Source organism: Streptomyces hypolithicus, assembly GCF_052934925.1.
Genome location: NZ_CM128811.1, coordinates 2,608,743 through 2,632,770, shown reverse-complemented (window position 1 = coordinate 2,632,770; position 24,028 = coordinate 2,608,743). Strand labels below are relative to the sequence as shown.

The following is a 24,028-nucleotide window of genomic DNA, read 5'->3' as shown; positions in this document are numbered from 1 at the left end:
GGGTCGGAACTACATGAAAGGCCCTGCTGACAGGGCCTTTCGCATTTCCTTTGATCTTTTTCGAGATCGTTTCGCGAGTACAGACGCGTTCGCCCCCTTGCGATTCCTGGCGGCGTTTCACGGATTTGATCTCTATCGGATGCGATACGAAGGTCAATTCGGTTCACCGCGCTCTGTTTTGATCTGGTTCCACTCCCTACAATCCGTCCACATCTTGAGCTCTGAGCGTCAAGGAGGACGAATGGCAGGGCTGTTCACATCGCATCAGCTTGACCACCCCGCAACTCTCGCGGCCGCTGAACTCACCGACGGGAACCGGCTCATCGTGATCGCCGTCGCCGTGGTGGCGCTGGCGGCTCTGGTCGTCGCCCAGCTGATGGTGCGGCAGGTCCTCGCGGCCGGCGAGGGAACCGAAAAGATGAAGGAGATCGCGGCAGCGGTGCAGGAAGGCGCGAATGCCTATCTTGCCCGGCAGCTGCGCACCCTCGGTATTTTCGCCGTCTTGGTGTTCTTCCTGCTTCTCCTCCTGCCGGCCGAAAACTGGTCGCAGCGAGCCGGCCGCTCGGTGTTCTTCCTGGTCGGCGCTCTTTTCTCAGCGGCGACCGGATACATCGGCATGCGTCTCGCCGTGCGCAGCAATGTGCGCGTGGCCGCCGCAGCGCGTGAAGCCACTACCGTCGACGGCGGTCCGGAAAAGGATCTGACGGCCGTCGCCCACAAAGCAATGAAGATCGCTTTTCGAACCGGTGGCGTGGTCGGCATGTTCACGGTCGGGCTGGGTCTGCTCGGTGCGTCCTGTGTCGTTCTCGTCTACGCCGCCGACGCCCCCAAAGTGCTGGAGGGCTTCGGCCTCGGCGCCGCGCTCATCGCCATGTTCATGCGGGTCGGCGGCGGCATCTTCACCAAGGCCGCCGACGTCGGCGCCGACCTCGTCGGCAAGGTCGAGCAGGGCATCCCGGAGGACGACCCGCGCAATGCCGCCACCATCGCCGACAACGTGGGCGACAACGTCGGCGACTGCGCGGGCATGGCTGCGGATCTCTTCGAGTCGTACGCCGTGACCCTCGTCGCCGCGCTCATCCTCGGCAAGGTCGCCTTCGGCGACGCCGGGCTGGCCTTCCCGCTGATCGTCCCGGCGATCGGCGTGGTCACCGCGATGATCGGCATCTTCGCGGTCGCCCCGCGGCGCGCCGACCGCAGCGGAATGACTGCCATCAACCGCGGATTCTTCATCTCGGCAGCGATCTCCCTGGTCCTGGTGGCCGTGGCGGTCTTCGCCTACCTGCCGTCCTCGTACGCCGACCTGGACGGCGTCACCGACGCCGTCGTCAAGGCTCAGAGCGGCGACCCGCGGGTACTGGCGCTGGTCGCCGTCGCCATCGGCATCGTTCTGGCCGCCCTCATCCAGCAGCTGACGGGGTACTTCACCGAGACCACCAGGCGCCCCGTCAGGGACATCGGCAAGTCCTCACTGACCGGACCCGCCACCGTTGTCCTCGCCGGCATCTCGATCGGCCTGGAGTCCGCCGTCTACACGGCGTTGCTGATCGGCCTCGGCGTCTACGGCGCGTTCCTGCTGGGCGGTACGTCGGTGATCCTCGCTCTCTTCGCGGTCGCCCTCGCCGGCACCGGTCTGCTCACCACCGTCGGGGTCATCGTCGCCATGGACACCTTCGGGCCCGTCTCCGACAACGCCCAGGGCATCGCCGAGATGTCCGGCGACGTCGAGGGTGCGGGAGCACAGGTCCTCACCGATCTGGACGCCGTCGGAAACACCACCAAGGCCATCACCAAGGGCATCGCCATCGCCACCGCGGTCCTCGCGGCGGCGGCGCTCTTCGGCTCGTACAAGGACGCCATCGCGACCGCACGCGACGAGGTGGGCGCCAAAGTCGGCGAGCTGGGGCTCCAGATGGACATCTCGCAGCCCAACAACCTGGTCGGGCTGATGCTGGGCTCCGCGGTCGTCTTCCTCTTCTCGGGGCTGGCGATCAACGCGGTGTCCCGTTCGGCGGGCGCGGTGGTCTACGAAGTGCGGCGGCAGTTCCGCGAGCATCCCGGGATCATGAACTACACGGAGAAGCCCGAGTACGGCCGGGTCGTCGACATCTGCACCAAGGACGCGCTGCGCGAGCTGATCACCCCCGGTCTGCTCGCGGTGCTCACGCCGATCGCCGTGGGCTTCTCGCTCGGAGTCGGCGCACTCGGCGCGTTCCTCGCGGGCGCCATCGGCACCGGCACGCTGATGGCCGTCTTCCTCGCCAACTCCGGTGGCGCGTGGGACAACGCCAAGAAACTGGTCGAGGACGGCCATTACGGCGGCAAGGGCAGCGAGGCGCATGCGGCGACCGTCATCGGAGACACGGTCGGCGACCCCTTCAAGGACACTGCCGGCCCCGCGATCAACCCACTGCTGAAGGTGATGAACCTGGTCGCGCTGCTCATCGCCCCCGCGGTGGTGCAGTTCAGTTACGGCGCCGATGCCAGCGCCGGCGTCCGGGCGGTCGTGGCAACCCTGGCCATCGGCGTCATCGTCGGGGCGGTGTACGTCTCCAAGCGGCGCGGCATCGCCATGGGTGACGAAGGCAACTCCGGAGCGGGCGACGCCGGCCGCATGGCGGGTCCTGCGGACCCACCGGCCGTGTCCGGGGCAGCTACGTAACGCCTGATCATCGAGTCGGCGGGCGCCATGTTCTGACGTGGCGTCCGTCCTCTCGCGGCCCGACGGCAGGCGCGTGGTGAGGTGTCTCTCCCTTGGTGCAAATGGCTTCAATGGCCCATGAACTGGACGTACGGCATGCGGTTGTCGCCCACTTGGCGTGTATGTTCCGGGGCCGAGAGCCTTGGAAGGGACCAATCCGGTGAACAAGAAGTTTGCGGCCGCGCTGTCCGGCGGCGCGGTACTGGTAATGGCGCTGTCCGGGTGCAGCGGCGACGACAACAGTGACGACAAGGTCAACGACTGGGCGAAGACGGTCTGCGACCAGGTGCAGCCCCAGCTGAAGAAGATCTCGGACGCCAACACCTCGATTCAGAAGCAGACCGCTGACAACAGCAAGCCCGCCGACGTCCAGGAGACGGACTCCGTGGCCTTCCAGCAGATCTCGGACGCCTACAAGGCGATGGGCAGCGCCGTGGACAAGGCGGGCGCTCCGCCGGTCGACGACGGCCAGAAGACCCAGCCGGAAGCGGTCAAGGAGCTGAACGCCTCCTCCGCGTCGTACGCCGATCTCAAGGAGCAGATCGACGCCCTCGACACCAAGGACCAGGCCAAGTTCGCGGATGGCCTCAAGGGCGTCGCGGACGAGCTGAGCAAGATCAGCAAGAGCGGCGACCAGGCGCTCCAAAAGCTTCAGTCCGGCGATGTGGGGCAGGCCATGGCCAAGCAGCCCGGCTGCCAGAAGCCGGGCGCATCGACCTCGGCATCGGCCCCGGCGAAGGCCTGACCCGGCGCGCCCACTCGGCCCACAGGTCGCCGCTCGGCCCCGGTTCCCCAGTAGGGGCCGGGCCGCGCGGCGTTGGCCGGTGAGAGCTTTTGTCAGTGGGAGCGGTGACAATGGCGAGGTGAGTACGACCAGCCTCCCCGCGCCCGAAAGCTCCGCCCGCCTCCGCGAAGCGCTTCTCGCGGCCGACTTCACCGCCGACGGGCTGCTCGACCTGCTCGGCGCGCCCGCGTACGCCGCCCTCGCCCGCAGTGAGACGGTGCCCGCGCTGAGAGCGACCCGTGGGGACAGTCCGCTCGAGACGCTCGTGCGGCTCTTCCTGCTCCAGCAGGCCGTGCCGGTCGCCCGCGCCGGCGCCGCCCTCCCCCTGGAGCGCTGCCTGGCGGACGGCTGGCTGGTGCGCGAAGAGGGGGCCGGAGGAGACGCACTGACCGGCAGCGTACGGGCGACGGTGGACGTACGGCCCTACGGCGGCGACGCCGGCCAGGACTGGTTCATCGTCTCCGACCTCGGCCGGGCGGTCGGCGGTGCGGGCGGCGCGGGCAGCCGGGACGGGGGTGTGGTTCTCGGCGTGGGCGGCGCGTCCACGACGCTGGCCGGCATCACCGTGCGTACGCCGGTCTCCAGGGCCCTCGACCTCGGCACCGGGTCCGGCATCCAGGCGCTGCACGCGGCGCAGCAGGCCGTCCGGGTGACCGCCACCGACCTCAATCCGCGCGCCCTGCACTTCACCCGGCTCACCCTCGGGCTCTCCGGCGCGCCCGACGCCGACCTGCGCGAAGGCTCGCTCTACGACCCGGTCGGGGCGGACACCTACGACCTGATCGTCTCCAACCCGCCGTTCGTCATCTCGCCGGGTGCGCGGCTGACCTACCGCGACGGCGGGATGGGCGGGGACGATCTGTGTCGCACGCTCGTTCAGGGAGCGGGGGAGCGGTTGAACGAAGGGGGATACGCCCAGTTCCTGGCCAACTGGCAGCATGTGGACGGTGAGGAGTGGCAGGAGCGGCTGCGTTCCTGGGTGCCGGCCGGCTGCGACGCGTGGATCGTGCAGCGCGAGGTGCAGGACATCACGCAGTACGCCGAACTGTGGCTGCGTGACGGCGGCGACCACCGCACCGACCCCGCGCAGTACGCCGCGCGCTACGACGCATGGCTCGACGAGTTCGACGCCCGCAAGACCAGGGCCGTGGGATTCGGTTGGATCACGTTGCGCAAGTCCGAAAGCGCGCACCCGTCGATCACTGTCGAAGAGTGGCCGCACCCCGTCGAACAGCCCCTCGGCCCTGTCGTACGAGCCCACTTCGCACGCCAGGACTATCTGCGGACACACGACGACGCGGCTCTGCTCGCCGGGCATTTCAAGCTCGCCGACGAGGTCGTGCAGGAGCAGATCGGGCTCCCCGGCGCGGAAGACCCGGAATACGTGGTGCTCCGCCAGAACCGGGGCATGCGACGCGCGACCAAGGTCGACACGGTCGGTGCGGGCTTCGCGGGCGTGTCGGACGGTTCGCTCAGCGCCGGGCGCATCCTGGATGCCATCGCGCAACTGCTCGGTGAGGACCCGGTGCTGCTGCGCGACCGTACGCCGGACGCGATCCGGCTGCTCGTCGAGCAGGGCTTCCTGGAGCCGCTGGGCGAAGAGCAGCCGGACGGAGAGGGCGCGTAGGGCGCGCGGGGGAGGCGACAGCGCGCCACCCGTCGGCCGTTCACCGGGAGTTCGTGCCCACGTCGCCGGGCGGTGTTCCGGGGGTGCCAGCCTCACCGTCCGGGGGCCCGGACCGGGTTCCGGGACCGGGGCTCGGGGCCAGTGGCCGGGTCGTCCGACGGTGAGGGGTCCGGAGATGGAGAGTGGGCCGGCGATCTTCGCCGGAACGGCGTTTGCGCTGTTCGGGACCGGGCTGCTGTGGTGGACGGGGGCGCGTGCGCTGCACCGTGCGCCGGTCGCGCACGGAGTGAGCCCCGGGATCTCCTTCGCGCTGGCCGCTGGGTTCGGAGTCGCCTTCGTGATCCTCGGAGTGTGGTGTTTCGGCCGGATCTGATCGGAAGAGATCCACACGGGATCCACACGAGGTCTCCGGCGGGGTGCCGCAGAGACGCTCGGGCGGTCCGGGCGGCAGGAATGCCGGGAGTCGGGTTACCGTTCGAGTGGCCGTTGCGGGCTTTTGCCGTTTGACACGGGGGCGGGTTGTACCGTCACACTCCGCAGCGTCACGTATGGACCACTGTGTGTCGACCGGAGAGAAGAGCCAAGTTGTCCCCGACCAGCGAGACCGCACACGGCGGCCGCCGACTCGTCATTGTCGAGTCGCCTGCCAAGGCGAAGACGATCAAGGGTTATCTGGGCCCTGGTTACGTCGTCGAGGCGAGCGTCGGGCACATTCGCGACCTCCCGAACGGCGCCGCCGAGGTTCCCGACAAGTACACCGGTGAGGTGCGTCGTCTCGGTGTCGACGTGGAGAACGACTTCCAGCCGATCTATGTCGTCAACGCTGACAAGAAGTCGCAGGTCAGGAAGCTCAAGGAGCTCCTTGCGGAGTCCGACGAACTCTTCCTCGCCACCGATGAGGACCGCGAGGGCGAAGCCATCGCGTGGCACCTCCAGGAAGTCCTGAAGCCCAAGGTCCCGGTCCACCGGATGGTCTTCCACGAGATCACCAAGGACGCGATCCGCGAGGCGGTGGCCAACCCCCGCGAGCTGAACAAGCCCATGGTGGACGCGCAGGAGACCCGCCGCATCCTCGACCGCCTTTATGGCTACGAGGTCTCGCCGGTCCTGTGGAAGAAGGTCATGCCCCGGCTGTCCGCCGGCCGTGTCCAGTCCGTCGCCACACGTCTTGTCGTCGCACGGGAACGCGAGCGGATCGCCTTTCGTTCTGCTGAGTACTGGGACCTGACCGGCACGTTCTCCACGGGACGCACCGGTGACGCCTCCGACCCGTCCTCTCTGGTCGCCCGCCTGACGACGGTCGACGGCAGGCGCATCGCCCAGGGCCGCGATTTCAGTTCCGTGGGACAACTCAAGAGTGACGTCCTGCACCTCGACGAGACGAACGCGCGCGCCCTGGCCGCCGCCCTCGCCGACTCGACGTTCGCCGTCCGCTCCGTCGAGTCCAAGCCCTACCGCCGCTCGCCGTACGCCCCGTTCCGTACGACGACCCTTCAGCAGGAGGCCTCGCGCAAGCTGGGCTTCGGCGCCAAGCCGACCATGCAGATCGCGCAGAAGCTGTACGAGAACGGCTTCATCACCTACATGCGTACGGACTCCACGACGCTCTCCGCCACCGCCGTCTCCGCCGCCCGTGCCCAGGTGACGCAGCTGTACGGCGCCGACTACCTGCCGGACAAGCCGCGCACGTACGTCGGCAAGGTCAAGAACGCGCAAGAGGCGCACGAGGCGATCCGCCCGTCCGGTGACCGCTTCCGCACCCCCGCCGAGACGGGCCTGACCGGCGACCAGTTCCGGCTCTACGAGCTGATCTGGAAGCGCACCGTCGCCTCGCAGATGAAGGACGCCGTCGGGAACAGCGTCACGGTGAAGATCGGTGGCCGGGCGAGCGACGGCCGAGACGCCGAATTCTCGGCGTCCGGCAAGACGATCACCTTCCACGGCTTCATGAAGGCGTACGTGGAAGGCGCCGACGACCCGAACGCCGAGCTCGACGACCGTGAGCGCAGGCTGCCGCAGGTCGCTCAGGGCGACGGGCTCTCGGCCGAGGACATCTCGGTCGACGGGCACGCCACCAAACCTCCGGCCCGCTACACGGAGGCGTCGCTGGTCAAGGAGCTCGAAGAGCGAGAGATCGGACGCCCGTCGACGTACGCGTCGATCATCGGCACGATCCTCGACCGCGGATACGTGTTCAAGAAGGGCACGGCCCTGGTGCCGTCCTTCCTGAGCTTCGCCGTGGTCAACCTGCTGGAGAAGCACTTCGGCCGGCTCGTCGACTACGACTTCACCGCGCGCATGGAGGACGACCTCGACCGCATCGCGCGTGGCGAGGCCCAGGCCGTGCCGTGGCTGCGGCGTTTCTACTTCGGTGAGGGCGACGCCGGCGGCGGCGCGGCGGACGCCGGGAACGGCGACGGCGACCACCTCGGCGGTCTCAAGGAACTCGTCACCGACCTCGGTGCGATCGACGCCCGCGAGATCTCCTCGTTCCCGGTCGGCGAAGGCATCGTGCTGCGGGTCGGCCGCTACGGTCCTTACGTCGAGCGCGGCGAGAAGGACGAGGAGAACCACCAGCGCGCCGATGTGCCGGAGGAGATGGCCCCCGACGAGCTGACCGTCGAGTACGCCGAGGAGCTGCTGGCCAAGCCGAGCGGCGACTTCGATCTGGGCGCCGATCCGGAGACGGGCCGCCAGATCGTGGCGAAGGACGGCCGGTACGGGCCGTACGTCACCGAGATCCTGCCCGAGGGCACCCCGAAGACCGGGAAGAACGCGGTCAAGCCGCGCACCGCCTCGCTCTTCAAGTCGATGTCGCTGGACACGGTGACGCTGGCGGAGGCCCTCAAGCTGATGTCGCTGCCGCGCGTGGTCGGTGCCGACGCCGAGGGCGTCGAGATCACGGCACAGAACGGCCGGTACGGCCCGTACCTCAAGAAGGGCACCGACTCGCGCTCTCTGGAGACCGAGGACCAGCTCTTCTCGATCACGGTCGACGAGGCACTGGTGATCTACGCCCAGCCCAAGCAGCGGGGCCGGGCGGCCGCCAAGCCGCCGCTCAAGGAGCTGGGCACGGACCCGGTCAGCGAGCGCCCGGTGGTTGTCAAGGACGGGCGCTTCGGCGCGTACGTCACCGACGGCGAGACCAATGCGACGCTGCGCAGCGACGACAGCGTGGAGGAGATCACCCCCGAGCGGGGCTACGAACTCCTGGCGGAGAAGCGCGCGAAGGGTCCGGCGAAGAAGACGGCCAAGAAGGCGGCGAAGAAGGCCCCCGCCAAGAAGGCAACAGCCAAGAAGGCCGCCACGAAGACGACCACCGCGAAGACGACGGCCACCAAGACGGCGGCCGTCAAGAAGACGACGGCCACGAAGAAGACCGCGGCGAAGAAGACGACCGCCAAGGCGGCCGCGAAGAAGACCACTGCTGCCGAGCCGGGCAGCGAGAGCTGAAGCCCACACTGAGGTCCACGACTAGCTTGAGATTTAACCTCCGGATTCGAACAGCTCCGACCAGCCCTTCCTGCCGCACGAGCAGGCTCCGCAGCACAGTCGGAAATCTAAGCAAGTCGGGACAAACGGTGCGCATGCTGGTTCCGTGAAGCCGACTGTTCGAGCGGCGAGGTTAAATCTCAAGCTAGGGGTGTCCGACAATTCCCCGTGGGTCAAGGTGCGGCGTCCGGTGCGTGCGATCGCAAGGCGCCGGACAGTCCTCGTAGCGGAGCTACTGGGGCTTTTCGGCAACGCTGCGAGCGTGCGTGCCGGGCGTCGCGACGCCGCGGGGAATTGTCGGACACCCCCTAGTTCCACGACGATTTCTGCGAGGATTTCTGCGAGGATTCCTGCGACGAGTGAGGCGCCGTACCTCGCATAAGGGCGTTTGTTCGGGCGTGGCCTCCGGGGAGTGGTGGGCTCCGGATAGGCTGGGCGGATGACGCGAGCCGAGCAGCCAACGGTCGTGAGCCCCACGACCGACGCACTAGCCGCAGACTCACGCGAGCGAGCCGTAGGAGCCCTGCTGCGCCTCCCCCCGCTCAGGCGGTTGTGGAGCGCACAACTCGTCGGCAACACCGGCGATGCCCTCGCCGTCCTCGTGTTGCTGCTGCTGTCGCTCCAAGTGGCGATCTCGCAGGGGTCATTCGGCGGTGGTTATCGCGGTGCGGCATTCGCTGTAGCCGCGGTGTTCGGGGCTCGTATTCTGGCCACATTCCTCTTCGGAGCCCTGCTCCTAGGGCCGGTCGCCAAGCTGACCGCGCCGGCGGGTCCCCTGGACCGGCGCTGGACGATGATCGGCGCGGACGGGCTGCGGCTCGCCCTGCTAGTCGTTGCCCCGCTCTGGATCGACTGGACCCCGGACAACGCCCAGGCCGTACTCCTCACCACTGTCTTCGTGACGGGTGTCGCCGAGCGTTTCTGGGCGGTCGCCAAGGAGAGCGCGGCGCCTTCGCTGCTGCCGGCGCCGCCCCTGGAAGGCGCGAGCGTACGGCCGCTGCCGGACCACCTGGACGCGCTGCGCCGCCTCTCCATGCGCACGACGTTCGTCGCCCTGCCCGCGGCGGCCGCCGTCCTGCTGGTGGCCACCCTGGTGGGCAACCTGCTCGGGGCCGGCATCGACTGGTTCTCGCTGCACCAGGCCGCGCTCGGGTCGTACGTCGCCGCAGGCCTGTTCGCCGCTTCGGTGTCGACACTGTTCTTCCTTGAGCTGCCCGGCACCCAGACGCCCCGCGCCCGCTCCCCCCTGGAGGGGCTGCGCCGGCCGAGGACGGGAACGAGCGCCGACAAGGGACGTACCGGCGCCATCCCGCTGATCGTCACGGCCTCGGCCGCCGTCGCCGGAGCCGTCACCGCCGCAGCGGCCGTCGCCGTACTGCACGCGAAGGACCTCGACGGTGGCCCCGTCACCTTCGCCCTGCTTTTCCTCGCGCTGACCGGTGGCACCGGCATAGGCATCCGCAGCGCGCAGAAGGTGCTGCCCACGCTGTCGCGGCGCCGCCTGCTCTCGCTCGCGATCGCCGCCACGGGTGTCGCTCTGCTCGCGATGGGGCTGGTGCCCGACACCGCCACCGTCCTCATGATCACACTGTTGGCGGGCTTCTCCGCCGGGGTCGCCGCCCACACCGGGCACGCGCTGCTCGATCAGGAGACCGAGGACTTCCGGCGGGCCCGGACGACCGAGCACCTGCACGCCGTCGTGCGGGTCGCCATGGCCGTGGGCGCGGTCGCCGCCCCGCTGCTGGCCGCCGCCATCGGACCGCACCGGATGGCGAACGGCAGCTTCGTCTTCGCCCACGGCGGAGCGGCCTTCACACTGATGCTGGTCGGCGCGCTGCTGCTGCCCGTCGCGGCGACGGTTCTCGCGAAGGCCGATGACCGGCAGGGCGTCCCCCTGCGCCGTGACCTGCGGGAGGCGTTGCGCGGCGGCGAGCCCGGTCAGGCGCCCGCCGCCACCGGTTTCTTCATCGCCATCGAGGGCGGTGACGGGGCCGGCAAGTCCACCCAGGTCGAGGTGATCGCCGAGTGGATCCGGGCCAAGGGCCACGAGGTCGTCGTCACGCGTGAACCGGGGGCGACGCCGATCGGCAAGCGGCTGCGTTCCATCCTGCTGGACGTGTCGAGCGCGGGCCTGTCCAACCGCGCGGAGGCGCTGCTGTACGCCGCCGACCGCGCCGAGCACGTCGACTCCGTCGTGCGTCCGGCGCTGGAGCGCGGCGCCGTGGTGATCTCCGACCGGTACGTCGACTCCTCTGTCGCTTACCAGGGCGCCGGGCGGGATCTGTCGCCGACCGAGATCGCCCGGATTTCGCGCTGGGCCACGGACGGGCTCGTACCGCATCTGACGGTTCTGCTCGACGTCTCGCCGCAGACCGCACGCGAGCGCTTCACGGAGGCGCCGGACCGGCTCGAGTCGGAGCCCCCGGAGTTCCACGCGCGGGTGCGGCACGGCTTTCTGACGCTGGCCGCCGCCGATCCGGGGCGTTACCTCGTGGTGGACGCCGGCCAGGAGCCGGAATCCGTGACCACCGTCGTACGCCACCGCCTCGACCAGGTGCTGCCGCTGTCCGAGGCAGAGGTGAAGGCGCAGATCGAGGCGCGCAAGGCAGCCGAGGAAGAGGCGCGCCGACGGGCGGAGGAAGAGGCCGCCCGCAAGGCGGAAGAGGAGCGCCTGGAACGCGTGCGCCAGGAACAGCTCGCCCGGCTCCGTGCCGAGGAGGAGGAGCGCAAGCGCCACGAGATCGAAGAGGCGCGCCGACGCGAGACCGAGCGGCAGGCGGAGGAAGCCCGGCAGCGCGCCGAGGAGGCACGGCGTCAGGCGGAGGAGGAGCGCAGGCGCCGCGAGGCCGAGGAGAAGGCGCGGGCCGCTGAGCAGGACCGGTTGCGCCGGCAGGCCGAGGAGGAGGCCCGGCTGCGGGCGGAGGCGGAGGAACGCCGCCGCGAGAAGCAGCGCAAGGCGGAGGAGGCACTGCTGCGGGCGGAGGAGGCACGCCGACTGGCGGAGTCGGCGGCCGCGGCGTCGGCTGCGGCCTCGATGGCGTCGGCGTCGGGCTCCGCGCAGGCTGCCGGGAAGGCGCGCTCGGAGCCGTCCGAGCCCTCCGACGCTGAGCTGACTGTGCCGACGCCGGTCGTCCGCCCCGACGAGGTAACGCAGACGGTACGAACTCCGCGCGTCGAGATGCGCAAGGGGGACGTCGACGAGACGGCCGTCCTGCCGCCGGTACGGGACGGGGGCCCCGCGGACGAGACGATGGTGTTCCCCCCGGTACGCGAAGCCAGGCCGATGGACGAGACAACCGTGCTGCCGCCGGTGCGGGAGCGGCGGGCGGACCCTGCTCAGCAGCCGTCGGACCGGGTTCCTCCGGGCTTCTTCCGCGACGAGCGCAACGAGCGCAACGAGCGCAACGAGCGCAACGAGCGCGACGAGCGCGGCAGGGGCGGCGCGGACGGGGGCGACGGCGGTGAGCAGGGCGGCGACAGCAACGACCGTACGCGGGAGCTGCCGTGGCTCGATCCCGAGCAGGCGCACCCCACGGCCGGCCAGAACGCCCGCGCGCGCCGGCGTTCGGACTGGGCCGAGGAGACTCCGCTCGACGATCTGCCGTCACTGGCGGACGAACTCCTCGGCGGCCGTGAGTCGAATCATGCCGAACGGGCCGAGCAGGGCGACGGCACCGCCGACGCCGACAGCGACCGCCGGGGCGGCAGGGGCAACAAGGGCAACAGGGGCGGCCGCAGCTGACGACCTCCCCCACGATAGGGAGCGGATCAGCGAGTCGCAGGGCGTCGGGAGCCCGCTCCGTACCGTGGGGGAGGTCGTAAGGGAAGGGCCTCCGGATTTTCCGGAGGCTGGGGTGCGGGTGTGCGGGGAGAACGAGGGGGCATGCGGGTGGATGCGGCCGGGAAACGGCCGCATCGGGGTGGATCATCGCCAGCCCGTCGCCCCCCACCCGTAACACCATGAACGGAGACACCACCATGATGGTTGTCGGCATCGTCGCAGTCTGCGCCGTCCTGCTCGTACTGGCCTTTCTCGTCCCCCGGCTCTCGCGGCATCCCGAGCGCGGAACCCAGAAGTCGCTCGGAGCCGGATCACGCGCGGCCGGCAAGGCTCCCGGCCCCCTGGGCCGCCTTTTCAGCAAGCCGTTCCGCAGCAGCTCCAAGGCCGTGAGCCGCAGCGGGTCCGCCGGTCGCCGCGGTCGCGGAAAGATGCCTTTCTGAGACTGCCGCCGCCCCCGGGCACCGAAACCGGAGCACCCAAGCCGCACGCCCCATGCCCCGCCCTCGGGGCCCTGTCCCGACCTGGCACCTCGTTGTCAGTGGGGTCGGCCACAATGGGGACCGTCGGAATCGGAAAGCACGTGCGCGGGCGAAGGCGGTAGACCCATGGCCGTATGGGACGACCTGGTGGGGCAGCAGCGGGTACAGACCCAGCTCGCAGCCGCCGCCCGCGACGCCGACCTGCTGGTGACCGCCGTCGCCGACCGGGACCGGCCGGGCGCCGCCCCCGCTCCCACCGCTTCGAAGATGACCCACGCCTGGCTCTTCACCGGCCCACCGGGCTCCGGGCGCTCCACCGCCGCCCGTGCGTTCGCCGCGGCCCTGCAGTGCGTCAGCCCGGACCGTGCGCTGGGTGGCGCCCCGGGCTGCGGCTTCTGCGACGGATGCCACACCGCCCTCGTCGGTACGCACGCCGACGTGGACGTCGTCCGTACCGACCTGCTCTCCATCGGCGTGAAAGAGACCCGAGAGCTCGTCCGCCGGGCCCAGCTCTCACCGGCCGGCGGCCGCTGGCAGGTCATCGTCCTCGAGGACGCCGACCGGCTCACCGAGGGCGCCGGCAATGTGCTGCTCAAGGCCATCGAGGAGCCCGCTCCCCGTACGGTCTGGCTGCTGTGCGCACCGTCGCTGGAAGATGTGCTTCCCACCATCCGCTCCCGCTGCCGTCACCTCACCCTGAGCACCCCAGCAGTCGACGCCGTCGCCGATGTGCTGATCCGGCGCGACGGCATCGACCCCGCGACCGCCGCGACCGCGGCCCGCGCCACGCAGGGCCACATCGGGCGTGCCCGCAGGCTAGCCACCGACGAGCGGGCACGGGCCCGGCGGGCGATCGTCCTGAAACTGCCGCTCCGGGTCGCCGACATCGGCGGCTGCCTCAAGGCGGCCCAGGAGCTGGTCGACGCGGCGGGGGAGGACGCCAAGCAGGTCGCCGAGGAGGTCGACGTCAAGGAGACCGAGGATCTGAAGGCGGCGCTGGGAGCGGCGGGCGGCGGCCGGATGCCGCGAGGCACCGCCGGTGCCATGAAGGAGCTGGCAGACCGCCAGAAACGCCGCTCGACGCGTACGCAGCGGGACAGCCTCGATCTCGCGCTGACCGACCTGACCGGCTTCTATCGCGACGTGCTGGCCCTGCAGATCGGCTCGCGGGTAGCCCTCGCCAATGAGGACGTACGGGACTCCCTCGACCGCGTCGCGCAGAGCTCCACGCCCGAGCGGACGCTCCGCCGGATAGAAGCGATCATCGCCTGCCGCCAGGCGCTGGACCGCAATGTCGCACCGCTGCTCGCGGTGGAAGCCATGACGGTTTCCCTGCGCGCCGGCTGACATCCGCCCGTGCCCGGCATGCCACCGGGGAGCCCCGGGCTCGCGCCCGCACGCCACACGGAGCCCCGGATTGACCGGCTCACCCGTACGAGCGGCCCTGTGCGCAATCCGTCATGGCGCCACTACGCTCCGAGGATGGACACCAGGCACCTGATCAGGACCTCCGCCATTGCTCTGGCGACAGCCGGGCTGCTCATCTCCGGCTGCTCGTCGGGCAGTTCCTCACCGAGTGCCTCGGCGTCAGCGCCACAGAAAGCGGTCCCGGCCGCCCTCAAGCCGTACTACGGCCAAAAACTGAACTGGCGTGACTGCGGAGTCCCCGGCTTCCAGTGCGCCACCATGAGGGCTCCGCTCGATTACGCCGAGCCGGGCCGGGCGGACATCGAGCTCGCCGTCTCCCGGAAGAAGGCCACCGGCCCCGGCAATCGCCTCGGCTCGCTCCTGGTCAATCCGGGCGGACCCGGCGGTTCCGCGATCAGCTACCTCCAGGCGTACGCCGCCGTCGGCTACCCGGCGCCGGTCCGCGCCCGGTACGACATGGTCTCCATCGACCCGCGCGGTGTGGCCCGCAGCGAGCCCGTCGAGTGCCTGACCGGCAAGGAAATGGACACGTACACGCAGGTCGACCAGACCCCCGACGACCAGTCGGAGACCGGCCGGCTGGTCACCTCCTACAAGAGCTTCGCTTCCGGCTGCGAGAAGCGCTCACCGAAGATCCTGCCGCACGTCTCCACCGTCGAGGCGGCCCGCGACATGGACATCCTGCGCGCGGTCCTGCGCGACGAGAAACTGAACTACGTCGGGGCTTCGTACGGAACGTTCCTCGGCGCGACGTACGCCGAGCTCTTCCCCGCCCGCACCGGCCGCCTCGTGCTCGACGGTGCGATGGACCCCTCCCTCCCTGCCCGGGACCTCAATCGCGACCAGACGGCGGGCTTCGAGACCGCCTTCCAGTCCTTCGCCGCGGACTGCGTCGAACGCAAGGACTGCCCGCTGGGCACCGGCACCCCCGCCGAGGCGGGCAAGCGTCTGAAGAGGTTCTTCGACGAGGTGGACGCCAAGCCCGTCCTGACCGGCGAGAGCCGCCGCCTCGGCGAGTCCCTGGCCACGATCGGCGTGATCGCCGCGATGTACGACGAGTCAGCCTGGGCCGAGGCGCGCGAGGGGCTGACTCGGGCCATGGACGGCGACGGCGCCGGCCTGCTGGCGCTGGCCGACACGTACTACGAGCGCTCCAGCGACGGCGGATACGCCAACCTCATGTCCGCCAATGCCGCGGTGAACTGCCTCGACCTCCCCTCCGCCTTCTCCGGCCCCGACGCGGTACGCGCATCGCTCCCCGATTTCGAGAAGGCATCCCCGGTCTTCGGTGAGGGCCTCGCGTGGGCCTCCCTGAACTGCAGCTACTGGCCAGCGAAACCCACCGGCACCCCGCACCGGATCGAGGCGAAGGGCGCAGCGCCGATCGTCGTGGTCGGCACCATCCGTGACCCCGCGACCCCGTACAAGTGGGCCCAGTCCCTGGCCGGCCAGCTCGACTCCGGCACCCTCCTGACGTACGACGGCGACGGCCACACGGCGTACGGCCGCGGCAGCGACTGCATCGACACCGCGATCAACACATACCTCCTGGAAGGCACGCCCCCCAAGGGCGCCAAGAAGTGCTCGTGACAAGCCTCTGACCGGCCCCTAACCAGTCCCTGACCTGCGGAAAAGCCCTTGAAACGGGCCTGTTCGGAGCACCCCCGGAAACTGTGTAGACTTGGGCGCGCTGCTGATCGCACCATGGTGTCGGCAGCGGTGCCGCCTTAGCTCAGCTGGCCAGAGCAACGCACTCGTAATGCGTAGGTCTCGGGTTCGAATCCCGAAGGCGGCTCTGTGGAAGCCTCAGGACTCACTCGCCGTGACCTGGGGCTTTTGCTTGTCCGTGATCAAAGACAGCGCCTCCGTGGGGTCACGGAGGCGCTGTTGCGTCTGCGAATGGGAACGCCCTGGGAGCGCCCCTCGCCCCGCCCGAATCTCCCGTGCCTGCCAACCAGCGTATGCAGCGGACGGCGACGTCCGTCCCCGGCTGTGATCGGCCGCCAGGGGTAGTCGTGCTCAGATGGGGCGCACCTGTGTGGCCTGGGACCCCTTGGGGCCGGCGGTGACCTCGTACTCGACCCGCTGGTCTTCCTGAAGACATAAGGGGCCGGCATCCTGCTGGATGGAGCCGAAGCCCTTCTCCGCGCTGAACCACTTCACGGTGTCCTGCGCCGTCGCTGTTGCTCCTTCGTGCGGCCGCGTGGTGCCCGCGCCAGGTCGGGGGAGCACGGCGACAGGCTGGGAACGATGGTGCCGACCACCGTGAGCGGAAGGACGCCCTCGCACCTCAGCGCCGTATCCTCGCCGCCCCGTCCCCGGTACGGACTTCCAGTCCGGGGATGGCGGTCTTCTGCCACTGGTGAGGTTCATCGTTCATGCCTCATGATGCCCGAAGCCGGGCGCAGGCGGCGGGTACGCTGCCGCGGTGTGCCACGGCGATGGCTGCCGGTCAGCTCGCCGCGATCATGCAGATACCGGCGATCCTCGGTGCGCACGGGCTCGTGGGCGGGCGGGGCGGGTTCGGCGGCGCTGACCGTGGTGCTGGCCGTGGTGCTGATCGTGGGCGAGCCGGTGTGCGGGGTGTGGTTCTTGGCCCGTCCCTGTTCCGGGCGATCGCCCAGGTGCGGGTGTACTCGGCCGTGTCGCTGATCTGGAGCACGCTTGCGGTACACGTATTCGCCCGGGGCCTGTCAGTCGAGAACTGCGGCTGCTTCGGGGCGTATCTGTCCCAGCGGCTGTCCTGGTTCGTCCTCGTCCACGATGCGCTGATCTGCTGTACGCCGCCGTGCTGCTGCGCGCCGCACACCGGCACCGGACACAAGCGGCGGCGCCACCGATGGTGGCAGCCAGCACAGGCGAGCGGGATCGCAGAGGCGGAGAGGCGGAGAGGCGATGACCGCGGACGACACCACGCAGGTACCGGGCAAGGCGAGTGATGCGCTTCGGCCACGCAAGCGGGACGGGGAGGAGGTGTTCGTCGAGTTCAGCAAGTCCATCTGCCCCATCTGCAGGACTCCGGTTGATGCGCAGTTCAACATCCGCGAGAGCAAGGTCTTCATGCGCAAACGCTGCCGGGAGCACGGCGAGTTCGGGGCGCTGGTCTGCGGGGTCGCGTGTGGCCCCCAGCGGAGCCTCGCAGCGACGTGAAGCTGCGAACTGGTTCCACCGTCCTTCTCAGGCTGGCTGCACGACGCCCGGATGGCCAGGTCCACAGGGTTCGCCTGGTCGTGGCCGCCGTGCTGTACGGATCGGTGTGACAGGCAGCGCCCCGTCTGCGGCTACGGGGCCCCGGTCCGCCCCAGCTCGGCCAGCGTTGCGGCGAAGCGGCTGTGCGGGGCCTCGGCCGCCACCAGTCGCGCATCGGCCGCCGTGTCGACGTCGCGCATCACTGGTAGGTCGCGTACCGCCAGCCCGGCGTCGGTGAGCCGCCGCCGCTGCGCCGCGCCGATCTCGGGTGAAGACACGGGGACTCCGCGCAGCAGCGCCGGATCGGGCTCGGCCAGGCCCAGCGCCCAGAAGCCGCCGTCGACAGCCGGGCCGAACCATGCGTCGCAGCCCAGCCAGGCGTCCGCGGCCAGGGCCGGGGCGAGGATGTCGGGGGTGACCTGCGGGGTGTCCATGGCGATCAGCACGGCGGGCCCGGAACACATCCCGAAGGCCGCGGCCAGCCGTTCGTCCAGCGGGCCGGTGGATTGCTCCACCACATCGATTCCGGGCGGCAGCCAGTGGCCAGGGTCGCCCTCGAGGACCAGAACACGCCGCCCTACCGGCGCCGCGGCGACCATCGCGAGAGTGTCGGCGAGTGCGGCCTCGGCGAGGCGTGCCGCTTCCGCGGGCGAGTATGGCGGGGTGAGCCGGGTCTTCACCCGCCCGGGTACTGGCGCCTTGGCGATAATGAGGAGCGTGGTCACTGGGCACCTGCCCCACCGCACAGAGGGGCGGCCACCGGCGGCTGCGCGAGCACCGTGTGCATGTCCTGCACGGCCTGCCAGGTGCCCCGCCAGGTCCCAGTGACCTTCGACTTCCCGAGCCTGGGCCGATACGGATCATCGAGTTCGCAGACCCGCCAGCCCGCGTCGGCGGCGCGGACGACCATCTGCAGCGGATAGCCGCTGCGCCGGTCGGTGAGCGCGAGGGCGAGCAATGGCTCCCGCCGCGCCGCGCGCATCGGCCCCAGATCGTGCAGCCGCAGACCGGTACGCCGACGCACCAGCCGAGAGAGCGCCAGATTCCCGGCCCGGGCGCGCAGGGGCCAGGCCCCACGCTTCTGCGGCCGCCGCCGGCCAAGCGCCAAGTCGACCCGATCGCCCGCCACTTCGCGTACCAGCGTGGGCAACAGCCCGGGGTCCAGCGAGGCGTCGCAGTCGCAGAAGCAGACGATGTCCGCGTCTGCAGCGAGCAGCCCGGCGTGGCAGGCGGCGCCGAAGCCGCGCCGCGGCTCGTACACCAGCGTGGCGCCGAGCGCCGCGGCGATTTCGGCGGATCCGTCCGACGAGCCGTTGTCAACGACGATCGGGCGCCAGTCGGACGGGACGCGCTCCAGGACCCAGGGCAGGGCCACGGCTTCGTTCAGGCAGGGGAGTACGACGTCCACCGTCGTCGGTTTGTCCTTATGAAGCACGGACATCTTCGGCCTCCGAGCCATGTCGTCTGCTGTGCGCAAACTCCGCCATCCCCTCGGCGAAACCGGTCCGCCTCTGCCATGGACGCCAGCAACACGGCCGTCCCGAGGTCGTTGCACTCCACATAGACCTGAGCTTCGGTGAAATCCTTGCCCTGGCCGACCATGGCTGCCTGATGGCAGACCGCGTCCACACCGCACAGCGCCAGGGACAGGGCCGGGCCGTCCCGTACGTCCGCGTGGATCCATTCCGCGTCGGAGAATGGTGGCTTGTGTGCCGGCGGCAGCCGGACGTCGAGCGCGACTGGCTCGTGGCCGCGGGCGGCGAGAGCGGTGACAATGTGCGAGCCGATGAAGCCCGCACCTCCAGTGACGAGTATGCGCATCCCTTCCCCCAGATCTTGGACATTCAAGACACTGATCTTGAGGATCGACCACCTCGTATTGCTGCACCACTACCCGGCTGCTGTGTTCAAGGCGACGCGGCTGCGCTGTACCGGTCGCGGGCCGGGAGTAACGAGCACTTCGCGGGCCGGCTGCGAAGCAGAGGAGGACCAGCTATTGGTCCGTGCCGTCATCCGGACATCAGCACCTATGCGGCCCAGTCAGCGAGCCGGTCTTGGGTGTCTGCACAGTGGAGTCCCCGTGCCAGTCGTGGACGTAGTCGGCGTGGTCCTCGTGGGGGAGCGACATGACTGCAGCCCTCGGCCCTGCCGACGCCGCTCGTCGAGGTGTGATGCGTGTGCGGTGGTCATGACGTGCTCCGCATTGTCCTGCGACAGCCTGCCCCGCGCCGGTCGAATCTCTGAACCCATGGTCCTCCCCCCGCAGTCGACCCCGCATCCTGATTCTTGTTTCGTAACGGCCCGTCCCCTATCGCGCACCAGGCCGTAAGGACTGTGCGGCTTGCGGGGCACGCGGCGCCGTGAGTAGATGGATCTACGGCATCGGATGAATGCCCGTCCGTGGTGCAAGATCAAAGGTCGCTAGGCATGGACGTGACCAACGGGTCCACGACCCTCGGTGCAGAGCCCCTGGGCTCTTCCCGGTTTTCCCGTGTGCTGCTGGCTGTCTGCCGCGTCGTGGTCGGTCTGCTGTGGATTCAGAATCTCTCGTGGAAGCATCCTCCGGCCTTCGGCAAGGACTCGGGCCCACCGCGGGACCTGTACGCCTGGACGCTGAACGGGGTCGAGCACGAGGTTTTTGCTCCGTGGGCGTGGCTGGTCGAGCATGTGATCGTGCCGAATTTCGCGGTGTTCGCCTGGGGTGCCTTTGCCGTAGAGGCTTGCCTGGGCGCATTCCTGCTGGTGGGCCTGGCGACCCGGTTCTGGGCGCTGGTGGGGCTGGCGCAGACGACCGCGATCACGTTCTCGGTCCTGAACACCCCGCACGAGTGGTTCTGGTCGTACTTCCTCATGTACGTCGCGCATCTGGCGCTCCTGGCCACCGCTGCGGGCCGTGCCTATGGAGTGGACGGTGCGCTGCGCCCTGAGTGGCGGCAGCGCCGTGGCCTGCTGTCACGACTGCTGCTGGTCGCGTCGTAACGGTTGCGAAGGAGGCATCGGGTGAAGGCACCACGGAGTGCGATCGCCAGGACTGCCGTCGGCCTGGGTCTGGGAGCTGCGGCGAGCGTCGTGCTGGGGATCGCGGACGCGCCCCCCTGGCGGATCGTCACGCTCGGCGGTACGGGAATGCTGGCCGTGCTGATCCTCGCGTGCCTGACCGTCGCCGCGGGGCTCTTGGGGGTGCGGGCCCTGATCGTCCTGGCCGGGACCGGGTTTCTCGCCGCTACCGTCCTGCAGCTGGTGCAGATCGGGTGGACGGATGCGAACCTGCTCGGCGGTGACGGCTCAACCGTGGCCCTGCTCCTCGGGTTCGCCGTCGGTCTGCTGGCCCTCGGCCTTGCGCCAGCGCCGCGCAGCGATGCCCCGGATCCGGCTCCGTCCTCCTCAGGAAGGCCCGACTCCTCATGATGAATATGGACAGCACGCTGAAGCCGGTCCTGGCCAGTGCCGCGGAACACGCCCCCCAGGTGGACGCGGACGGCCGGTTCCCCGCAGAAGCGGTTTCCGCTCTGGGCGCGTCCGGTCTGATGGGCCTGCCCCTGCCTGAGCAGGTGGGCGGGCTCGGCGCAGGCCCGCCGGAGTTCGCCCACGTCACGGCCGAGCTGGCGGAAGTCTGCGGTTCGACCGCCATGGTCTATCTGATGCACGTATGCGGTGCCATGACAGTGCTGGCCGCCCCACCGCCCGGACTCCCGTCTCTGCCCACCGACCTGGCCACCGGCCGGACCTTGGCGACCCTGGCGTTCAGCGAGCCCGGTTCCCGCTCGCACTTCTGGGCACCGATCACTCAGGCCAAGCGCAATGGTGGCGACGATGTGCGGTTCACCGCGGACAAGAGCTGGGTCACCTCCGCCGGCCATGCGGGGCTGTACGTCACCTCTGTACTCTCGGCCGACGAGCCGGGCACCGTCGACCTCTACGCCGTCCAGGCGGATCGGTCGGGCGTGAGCGTCACCGGCTCGTTCCGCGGCCTTGGGCTGCGAGGCAACGCCTCCTCGCCGATGCGCTTCGACGTGACGGCTGCGGACACCACGCGTCTGGGCGCGGCCGGCGCGGGGTTCGCACTGATGACTGAGACGGTGTTGCCCTGGTTCAACCTGGGCAACGCGGCCGTCTCCCTGGGCCTGGCCCGATCCGCCCTGAAGGCCGCCGTGCGGCACACCAGCAGCGCCAGACTTGAGCACACCGGCCAGACACTGGCCGAATTGCCCACCATTCGCGCCCGGCTGGCCCGCACCTCGCTGCAACTCGAAGCCGCAACCGCCTATCTCCACCAGGCGGCGGCGAGCATCGCCGCACCCGACGAGGACACCCCGCTGCATGTCCTTGGCGTCAAGGCACTGGCCAACGACACCGCCCTGACCGTCACCGACGACGCGATGCGGGTGTGCGGCGGCGCGGCGTTCTCCCAGCACCTGGGCATCGAACGGTTCTTCCGGGACGCCCGCGCCGGCCACGTCATGGCCCCCACCGCCGACGTTCTCTACGACTTCTACGGCAAGGCCATCACCGGCCAGCCGGTATTCGGCTGACCCCGCACAGTACGAGCACCAGGAAGAGGAGACCATGATGGAATCGCTGGTGGTAGGGGCGGTCGCATACACCCCCAACGTCGTGCCCATCTGGGAGGGCATCCGCGACTACTACCGCACAGCGCCCGTCGACATGGACTTCGTCCTGTTCTCCAACTATGGCCGCCAGGTCGACGCTCTGCTGGCCGGCACCATCGACATCGCCTGGAACACCAACCTGGCCTGGGTACGCACCGTCCTCCAGGCCGACGGCCACGCCACGGCGCTCGCCATGCGCGACACCGATCTGGCATTCCGCAGCCATTTGGTCTGCCGGGCTGGTGCGGGACTTCGCGGCCCGGGGGACCTCAAGGGGCGACGGCTGGCGCTGGGCAGCCGGGACTCCGCGCAGGCGGCGATCATGCCGCTGCACTATCTGCGCCGCGAGGGGATCACCGACGGTGAAGTCGAACTCCTGCGCATCGACAGCGATCTGGGCAAGCACGGCGACACCGGCCGCAGCGAACTGGACGCCATCCGGGCCGTACTCGACGGCGACGCAGACGCCGCCGCGATCGGCATCACCACCTGGGAGGCCATCGGACGCGACGAACTCATGCCCGGCGCCCTGGAATCCTTCTGGACCAGCCCCGCCTACTGCCACTGCAACTTCACCACCCTCGACACCCTCGACACGGCACGTACCGAACCCTGGACAGCACACCTGCTGGCCATGGACTGGGACGACCCCGAACACCGCCGCATCCTGGAACTCGAAGGACTCAGACGCTGGGTACGCCCCGAACTCGACGGCTACAGCGACCTCTTCCAAGCCGTCGAAGAACAGGACATCGCACCACGATGGTGATTCTCGAACTGGTCGAGCAGGTCCTCTCCACGGCGGAGGGAGACACCATCACGCTGCCGCTCGACTCGGCGGACGAGCGTGACCTGGCCGCAGCGTGGTGCGCCCGCACCGGCAACACCCTGGTCGCCGCCGACAACACCAGCATCACGGTCCGGCGGGGACGCCCGGCGGAGCCGATCGCGGCACTTCCCGCGGACCGCCGCCCCGGCGCACGCCTGTGGCTCTACACCAACTTCGACTGCAACCTCGCCTGCGATTACTGCTGCGCACGATCCTCACCCCAGGCGGACCGACGCGCACTGGGCGTGGACCGGGTACGGGAGATCGCCAAGGCCGCACCCGCCGCCGGAGTCACCGAAATCCTGCTCACCGGCGGCGAGCCGTTCATACTCCCCGACCTCGACCAGATCGTCGCCGACTGCACCGCCGCGCTGCCCACCACCCTCCTCACCAACGGCATGCTCTTCCGCGGACACCGGCTCCAGATGCTCCAGGCCATGCCCCGCGACCGCCTCACCCTGCAGATCAGCCTCGACTCCGCCACCCCGGACCTGCACGACACCCACCGAGGCAAAGGCAGTTGGGCCAAAGCCGTCGCCGGCATCCGCACCGCACTCGGCGAGGGTTTCACCGTACGGGTGGCAGCCACCCTCACCACCGACGACCTCAAGGAGGAGCGCGAGCTCCGGTCCTTCCTCGACGCGCTCGGCATCCCGCACCGGCACCAAGTGGTCCGGCTCCTCGCCCACCAGGGCGCCGCCGACGACGGCCTGGAACTCACGGTGGAAACCCTGATTCCAGAGGTCACCATCACCGCCGACGGCGTGTACTGGCACCCCGTCGGAGCCGACAACGATGAACAGCTCGTCACCCGCGACATCTTCCCCCTGGACGCCGCCATCGACCTCGTACGGGAGCAGTACCGCGCCCACCGGGCCACCGCGGACGCGGCCGCCCGCACCTTCCCCTGCGCATGAGATGGTGCAGGGCATGGTCGCACTGCGTCACTTCCTGCGCCGCTGACCTGGCGCCTGCCGGGCGAGGTCAGGGTCGGCCCTGCCGTTCCTGAAGGGGACACCGACGTCCATCAGGCCCTCTGCTACATCAATGGCGAAACGATCACGGGTCACAGGGCCGACCACCACAGGCTCCCGGCTGTGGCCGCCCC

General features: G+C 69.7%; 17 protein-coding genes, 1 tRNA gene and 1 pseudogene. 16 read left to right on the top strand and 3 right to left on the bottom strand.

All coding sequences use genetic code 11. The features are described 5' to 3' along the window. Nucleotides 1-241 precede the first annotated feature (241 nt). The 11 genes from ACU6WZ_RS12315 to ACU6WZ_RS12265 all read left to right on the top strand — a co-directional run bounded on the left by ACU6WZ_RS12315 (nt 242) and on the right by ACU6WZ_RS12265 (nt 17,442). Nucleotides 242-2,662, top strand: a complete 2,421-nt coding sequence (locus ACU6WZ_RS12315; RefSeq protein ID WP_447033329.1) for a sodium-translocating pyrophosphatase — start codon at nt 242-244, stop codon at nt 2,660-2,662. Between the two features lie 199 nt (nt 2,663-2,861). Next, nucleotides 2,862-3,446 (top strand): small secreted protein, encoded by a 585-nt coding sequence (locus ACU6WZ_RS12310; RefSeq protein ID WP_447033328.1) that lies wholly within the window; start codon nt 2,862-2,864, stop codon nt 3,444-3,446. Nucleotides 3,447-3,564: 118 nt separating this feature from the next. Next, entirely contained in the window at nt 3,565-5,112 is a 1,548-nt protein-coding gene (locus tag ACU6WZ_RS12305) for a DUF7059 domain-containing protein (RefSeq protein WP_447033327.1), read from the top strand. A 175-nt stretch (nt 5,113-5,287) separates the two neighbouring features. Then, nucleotides 5,288-5,485, top strand: coding sequence for a hypothetical protein (locus ACU6WZ_RS12300; protein ID WP_447033326.1), 198 nt, complete (start codon nt 5,288-5,290; stop codon nt 5,483-5,485). Nucleotides 5,486-5,697: 212 nt separating this feature from the next. Further along, on the top strand, nt 5,698-8,565 hold the full coding sequence (gene topA / locus ACU6WZ_RS12295) for a type I DNA topoisomerase (RefSeq protein ID WP_447033324.1): 2,868 nt from the start codon (nt 5,698-5,700) through the stop codon (nt 8,563-8,565). Between the two features lie 478 nt (nt 8,566-9,043). Beyond that, complete coding sequence (tmk, locus tag ACU6WZ_RS12290; RefSeq protein WP_447033322.1) at nt 9,044-12,346, top strand: dTMP kinase; 3,303 nt, start codon at nt 9,044-9,046, stop codon at nt 12,344-12,346. 236 nt (nt 12,347-12,582) lie between these two features. Next, complete coding sequence (locus ACU6WZ_RS12285) at nt 12,583-12,825, top strand: DUF6411 family protein (RefSeq protein ID WP_447034005.1); 243 nt, start codon at nt 12,583-12,585, stop codon at nt 12,823-12,825. Nucleotides 12,826-12,990: 165 nt separating this feature from the next. Then, nucleotides 12,991-14,211 carry a DNA polymerase III subunit delta' gene (locus tag ACU6WZ_RS12280; protein ID WP_447033320.1) on the top strand — a complete coding sequence of 407 codons (1,221 nt, stop codon included), beginning with the start codon at nt 12,991-12,993 and terminating at the stop codon, nt 14,209-14,211. 135 nt (nt 14,212-14,346) lie between these two features. Further along, nucleotides 14,347-15,882, top strand: coding sequence for an alpha/beta hydrolase (locus ACU6WZ_RS12275; protein WP_447033319.1), 1,536 nt, complete (start codon nt 14,347-14,349; stop codon nt 15,880-15,882). 131 nt (nt 15,883-16,013) lie between these two features. Continuing rightward, nucleotides 16,014-16,087 (top strand) — tRNA-Thr (locus ACU6WZ_RS12270). 1,100 nt (nt 16,088-17,187) lie between these two features. Then, entirely contained in the window at nt 17,188-17,442 is a 255-nt protein-coding gene (locus tag ACU6WZ_RS12265) for a hypothetical protein (RefSeq protein ID WP_447033317.1), read from the top strand. A gap of 131 nt (nt 17,443-17,573) precedes the next feature. Here ACU6WZ_RS12265 and ACU6WZ_RS12260 read toward each other — a convergent pair whose 3' ends face one another. The 3 genes and pseudogenes from ACU6WZ_RS12260 to ACU6WZ_RS12250 form a co-directional block, all read right to left on the bottom strand. Next, the gene (locus ACU6WZ_RS12260; protein ID WP_447033316.1) at nt 17,574-18,206 is read right to left on the bottom strand and encodes a TIGR04282 family arsenosugar biosynthesis glycosyltransferase; all 633 of its coding nucleotides are present in this window, start codon (nt 18,204-18,206) and stop codon (nt 17,574-17,576) included. Continuing rightward, nucleotides 18,203-18,922: a glycosyltransferase family 2 protein gene (locus tag ACU6WZ_RS12255; protein ID WP_447033315.1), complete on the bottom strand. Its 720-nt coding sequence runs from the start codon at nt 18,920-18,922 to the stop codon at nt 18,203-18,205. Before ACU6WZ_RS12255 ends, ACU6WZ_RS12260 begins: the two co-directional genes overlap by 4 nt. Before the next feature lie 65 nt (nt 18,923-18,987). Continuing rightward, a pseudogene (locus ACU6WZ_RS12250) lies at nt 18,988-19,302 on the bottom strand (NAD-dependent epimerase/dehydratase family protein); the annotation flags it as partial. Between the two features lie 606 nt (nt 19,303-19,908). Between ACU6WZ_RS12250 and ACU6WZ_RS12245 the strand changes: the two are divergent. From ACU6WZ_RS12245 to ACU6WZ_RS12225, 5 genes are read left to right on the top strand one after another with little or no spacing between them, the layout of a single operon-like run. Continuing rightward, nucleotides 19,909-20,460 (top strand): DoxX family protein, encoded by a 552-nt coding sequence (locus ACU6WZ_RS12245; RefSeq protein WP_447033313.1) that lies wholly within the window; start codon nt 19,909-19,911, stop codon nt 20,458-20,460. 21 nt (nt 20,461-20,481) lie between these two features. Beyond that, nucleotides 20,482-20,889 carry an Rv1678 family membrane protein gene (locus ACU6WZ_RS12240; RefSeq protein WP_447033312.1) on the top strand — a complete coding sequence of 136 codons (408 nt, stop codon included), beginning with the start codon at nt 20,482-20,484 and terminating at the stop codon, nt 20,887-20,889. A gap of 5 nt (nt 20,890-20,894) precedes the next feature. Next, entirely contained in the window at nt 20,895-22,013 is a 1,119-nt protein-coding gene (gene fadE16 / locus ACU6WZ_RS12235; protein ID WP_447033310.1) for an Rv1679 family acyl-CoA dehydrogenase, read from the top strand. Between the two features lie 34 nt (nt 22,014-22,047). Beyond that, the gene (locus tag ACU6WZ_RS12230) at nt 22,048-22,860 is read left to right on the top strand and encodes an Rv1680 family SBP-like protein (RefSeq protein ID WP_447033308.1); all 813 of its coding nucleotides are present in this window, start codon (nt 22,048-22,050) and stop codon (nt 22,858-22,860) included. Next, nucleotides 22,854-23,837 carry an Rv1681 family radical SAM protein gene (locus tag ACU6WZ_RS12225; RefSeq protein WP_447033307.1) on the top strand — a complete coding sequence of 328 codons (984 nt, stop codon included), beginning with the start codon at nt 22,854-22,856 and terminating at the stop codon, nt 23,835-23,837. The genes ACU6WZ_RS12230 and ACU6WZ_RS12225 overlap by 7 nt, the downstream gene beginning before the upstream one ends. The last annotated feature ends 191 nt before the right edge of the window (nt 23,838-24,028 follow it).